The sequence below is a fragment of the Psittacicella hinzii genome, from assembly GCF_003585935.1.
Classification (GTDB): Bacteria; Pseudomonadota; Gammaproteobacteria; order Enterobacterales; family Psittacicellaceae; genus Psittacicella; species Psittacicella hinzii.
This window is the reverse complement of sequence record NZ_NRJG01000104.1, coordinates 1-3,849: the sequence shown is the minus strand read 5'-3', so window position 1 is coordinate 3,849 and position 3,849 is coordinate 1. Positions and strand designations below refer to the sequence as shown.

Here is a 3,849-nt window from a genome sequence, read left to right as displayed (position 1 = left end):
TAAAATAAATGCCTCTAAACTTAATTGTTTAGAGGCATTTATTTTATTTATCTTTTAACTGATTAAAGTGTGCGGCAGCTTCATCAAATTTAGTAGCTACTTCATCATTAACAGGGAAGAACAGTGAAGAGAAGAAAGTTACAAACATTGAAAGAATGAATGCTGGTACGATTACATCTAAATTAGCTAGATCATGCCAACCTAACCAACTAGTTAATGGTGACCAAATAATCACCATAATCGCTCCAGTAAGCATTCCTGCTAAAGCACCGTTTGAACTTATTGTTCTACTAAATAAAGAAAGAATTACTAATGGTCCAAAAGCAGCGCCAAAACCAGACCATGAATATTTCACTAGATCCATTACTGAAGAGTTTGGATCTAAAGCAATAACAAAGGCAACAGCAGCAATTACTAAGATCATTAGACGACCAAAAATTACTAGTTCTTTATCTGAAGCATTTTTACGAATAAAACCATGATAAAAATCTTCAGTTAATACCGCAGAGCACATTAAGAATTGCGCAGATAAAGTACTCATAATTGCGGCAAGAATTGCTGATAATACGATTCCTACGATCCAAGGATTAAAAATGGCTTTCGAAACTTCAATAAATACAGTTTCTGGTTGAATTTCGGTACCTTGTAAAGTGAAGTACGCTAAACCAAAATAGCCTACTGCACATGCCCCACCTAAGCAAAGGATCATCCAGATAATCCCAATAGTACGAGCTTTGTTAATTGCTTGTACAGAACTTGCAGCCATAAAGCGAGCAAGAATATGAGGTTGTCCGAAATATCCTAATCCCCATGCTAAAGATGAGATCACCCCAATACCCGATACATTAAAGAGTAAATTTGAGTAAGGAATATTGGTAACGTTGGTTTTGTTTTCTAGAGCTACAACTATTTCACTCCAAGAAAAATGCACTAAAATCGTTACAGGCGCTAATACTAAAGCAAAAATCATAAGACTTGCTTGGATCGTATCAGACCAAGAAACTGCTAAGTAACCACCGATAAAGGTATAAAGGATTGTAGAAAGAGCTCCTAACCATAAAGCAGTGGTGTAGTCTAATCCTAATAGACTTTGGAATAATTTTGCTCCACCAACAACTCCTGAAGCACAGTAAATAGTAAAGAAAAAGAGTATTACCACAGAACTAAAGATTTTTAAGGCTTTACGCTGTTTGGGGAAGCGTGCGGCAAAAAATTCGGGTAATGTAAGAGCATTATTGTAATGTTCTGTAAATACTCTCAGACGTCCTGCCACAATTCGATAGTTAAAATACGCTCCAATGGTTAAGCCTACTGCAATCCAAGCTTGAGATAAACCTGTGAGATAGATTGCACCAGGAAGACCTAAAAGTAACCATCCAGACATGTCAGAAGCACCTGCTGACATAGCGGTTACGAATCCTCCCATTTTACGACCACCTAAGATGTAATCATCAAAGTTTTTGGTTGTAAAATACGCAAACACTCCAATTCCCAAGATAATTAACAAGTACAGGCTAAACGCAATATAAATTTCCGTGTTTAGCACTTAAAACCTCTAAATACATAGTGTTGGAATTATTATCAGTTTGCTGATAATTTTATACAATTTTATATCGCCTTGATGTTTAAAGTTGCGATATAAATGATTAATAATTAAAGAAAAATATTATTATACAACGGAAAAAAGCAAAATCTTACAAGTTTTTGCTATAAAATTAGATATATAAATCAAAGAGTTAAGCAAATTTTTTCTCTTAAGAGAAGATTTTAAACAAAATACACTGCCCAAGATCTATCTCTATTATTAAATGAGCACAATAATTAGGATTATTAAAGATAAGAGGCAAAGTATAAGCGGTACAGGTACAGCACAAAATTGATTTTAAATATACACAAAAAAGTAGCATCTCTTGGATGCTACTTTTTTGTTCTTGCATTAATTATTTTTTAGTAGGATTGAAAGATGGAACTACTGCACCTTTGTATTTTTGTACAATGAAGTCATAAACTTCTTTACGATTTAAAGCTGCTTCTAATGCTTTAATACGTGGATCATTAGCATTTACTTTACGGTAAGCGATAAAGTTTACATAAGGACCAGTTTGTTCTACTACTAAAGCATCTTTGCTTGGATTTAAACCTGCTTGTAAAGCATAGTTAGCATTAATTAAACCAATATCAGCTGATTTATATACACGTGGGATATTTGCTGCTTCAACTGGAGTAATTTTTAGTTTGTATGGGTTTTTAGCAATATCACGTTCAGTTGCTAAAATATTTGTTGGATCTTTTAGCTCAATTAAACCTGCAGTTTGTAGAAGTAATAGAGCACGACCTTCATTTGATGGATCGTTAGGTACAATTACTGACGCACCTTTTTTAACATCTGTAATTGCTTTTAACTTAGTTGAGTAGATACCAAAAGGTTCAATATGCACACCAAAACCACCAATAATATCTGTTTTATATTGCGCATTATATACATCTAAATATGGCTGGTGTTGGAAGAAGTTAGCGTCAGCTTCACCGCTTGATACTACTTTATTTGGTAATACGTAATCCGTAAATTCTTTAATTTTTAAATCAATACCTTGTTCTTTAAGGTAAGGTTGTACAAAACGTAAAATTTCAGCATGTGGTACTGGAGAAGCTGCTACAACTAAAGTTTGATTAGCAAAAGCAGAAGTTAAAGTACCGAAAGCTAAAGTAGCTGTTGCAAAAAGAGCTTTATTGAATTTCATAATCAGTTTCCTACAATTTTAGGTGAAAGAGATGTTGTTCTATTATAAGTTATCAGTAAACTAAAAACTATTTTTTAGCTGCTGGTGGAGGTAATAATTTAGCTTGTTTACAGTCTGGTACTTTTACATCTAAAGGACAGAAAGCAGGCACTACAGCACCATTGTACTTAGTTAAAATCCAGTCGTAAACTTTTTTGGTATATAAAACTTGTTTTAATTTAGCTACGGTTTCAGCATTTGCATTATCTGGACGAGTTACAACCCAGTTAGCATATGGTGAATCTGCTGGTTCGATTGCAATGGCATCTTTTTGTGGTGATAAACCTGCAGGTAAAGCGTAGTTCGTATTGATTACGTCTAAATCAACCGAGTTTAAAACACGTGGAAGATTTGGAGCTTCGATTTCTTTAAATTTTAGTTTTTTCGGGTTTTCAGCAATATCGCGTGGTGTAGCATTAATGTTATTTGGATCTTTTAATTTAATTAATCCAGCGCTTTGTAAAATTAATAATGCACGAGCGCCATTTGTTGGATCGTTCGGGATAGCTACAACGTCACCATTTTTTACTTCAGATAAACTCTTATATTTTTTCGAGTATACTCCAATTGGCGTAATGAAAATTGGGAAAGCTGGAACTAAATCATAACCTCTTTCACGATTAAAATTGTAAAGATATGGCAAGTGCTGGTAGAAGTTTATGTCTACATACTTTTCAGCTACAACAACATTCGGTTGTACATAATCTGAAAATTCTACTACTTTTAATTCAACACCTAATTTTTTAAGATCATCTTTAACTAATTTAATTACTTCTGCGTGTGGAGTAACAGAAGCGGCTACTGATAAAGTTTGATTAGCAAAGGCTGTAGATGCTACTGAAAATAAACCAGCTAGAGCTAAAGCTTTACTTAATAATTTTACGTTTTTCATATACTAATCTCCGAAATTTGTTCTAACCAAAAAATAAAATTATTTTTTAATCTTTTATTTTGTTTTATTTAGATTAACATAAAAAAATAATAAGTAAATACCTTTTTATAAAAAAAATTAAGAATTTACATAATTAAAGACGATTCTTGAAGTATTTTTGTGTATAGACGTCTAAAC

At 33.0% G+C, this 3,849-nt stretch carries 3 protein-coding genes; all 3 read right to left on the bottom strand.

From position 1 onward, the window contains the following. Nucleotides 1-43 precede the first annotated feature (43 nt). Nucleotides 44-1,546, bottom strand: a complete 1,503-nt coding sequence (gene putP / locus CKF58_RS05780; RefSeq protein ID WP_119531884.1) for a sodium/proline symporter PutP — start codon at nucleotides 1,544-1,546, stop codon at nucleotides 44-46. Between the two features lie 394 nt (nucleotides 1,547-1,940). Continuing rightward, on the bottom strand, nucleotides 1,941-2,741 hold the full coding sequence (locus CKF58_RS05775) for a MetQ/NlpA family ABC transporter substrate-binding protein (RefSeq protein WP_119531882.1): 801 nt from the start codon (nucleotides 2,739-2,741) through the stop codon (nucleotides 1,941-1,943). A 67-nt stretch (nucleotides 2,742-2,808) separates the two neighbouring features. Further along, nucleotides 2,809-3,672: a MetQ/NlpA family ABC transporter substrate-binding protein gene (locus tag CKF58_RS05770; protein ID WP_119531880.1), complete on the bottom strand. Its 864-nt coding sequence runs from the start codon at nucleotides 3,670-3,672 to the stop codon at nucleotides 2,809-2,811. Nucleotides 3,673-3,849 lie beyond the last annotated feature (177 nt).

Bases quoted from the DNA above. Each gene is read 5' to 3' on its own strand.
- CKF58_RS05775 (WP_119531882.1), bottom strand. From the start codon at position 2,741: ATGAAATTCAATAAAGCTCTTTTTGCAACAGCTACTTTAGCTTTCGGT.
- CKF58_RS05770 (WP_119531880.1), bottom strand. From the start codon at position 3,672: ATGAAAAACGTAAAATTATTAAGTAAAGCTTTAGCTCTAGCTGGTTTA.